Genomic DNA, 939 nt, shown 5'->3' with positions numbered 1-939 from the left:
GAATTAATTTATGCAATATTTAAAAAAATCTCTGATTTTAAAATATTTATTTATTCATTCACTATTTATTTTATTAAAAAACTAATTTCTATAATGACAATTTTTGTAGTTTCAAGGAAGATATATGAAAAAGAGTATTATACTAATTACCATATTTCTAATGATATCAGTATTAGCATATTCACATAATTTTGTAATGAGTTTGTATGTTCCATTGGCAGGAAGCCGTCCTAGTTTTTATCAAAATGGTTTTTTATCAGAGTATTTAACAGAACAAGAAAAATCTGCATTTGAAGCAGGAGTTATATTTCAGCCGTCAATTTATTTTGCGATTGAAAAAATGTATTATATAGTATTAGGGGTAGATTTCGGTTGGTATAGAGATACATTTAAATTTTATAATAATTCTCAAGATTTTACGCATGAATTTGATAGTATTATTACAGGACTTAGTCTTGAATGGAAACCTTCAATATTTCAAATAGGTATAGGGGGCGGTGTTAAATTTCCTTTATCTGGTAAATATTGGACAGGAGATAATGCTATATCATTATATAACAAGGATTTATTATCAAGATTTAATAATCTAGTTATACCTTATGTAAAACTTTATACCGGCATAAATTTCTTTTTAGTAAGTTTATTATTTTATGTTAATTTTGATATACCATATTATCAAATAAAAGATAATTTATCTTCATTGGGTGAAGGATATAGATATCCTATTCAATTAGCTTCTGTTGATATAGGTGTTCAGATTGGCATACATTTGCCTATGATAGAATTTGGTAATAGCTATGATGACGGTAGACAGCAGTATTAATAAAAATAATCCACGTTTTTAATTATTATTTATAATCCAAACAATTATATTTTTTTAATCTCTTTCTCAACTTTTTCCTGCCGCAAAAAGTTTTTACCCTACGGGTACGCTTCGCG

General features: G+C 26.3%; 1 protein-coding gene. It reads left to right on the top strand.

The features are described 5' to 3' along the window. Positions 1-124: 124 nt before the first annotated feature. Positions 125-823: a hypothetical protein gene (locus E6A48_RS11610; protein ID WP_219710466.1), complete on the top strand. Its 699-nt coding sequence runs from the start codon at positions 125-127 to the stop codon at positions 821-823. Positions 824-939: the final 116 nt, after the last annotated feature.

The organism is Brachyspira pilosicoli (assembly GCF_019402445.1).
Classification (GTDB): Bacteria; Spirochaetota; Brachyspiria; order Brachyspirales; family Brachyspiraceae; genus Brachyspira; species Brachyspira pilosicoli_B.
This window is presented reverse-complemented; position numbering and strand designations above follow the sequence as displayed.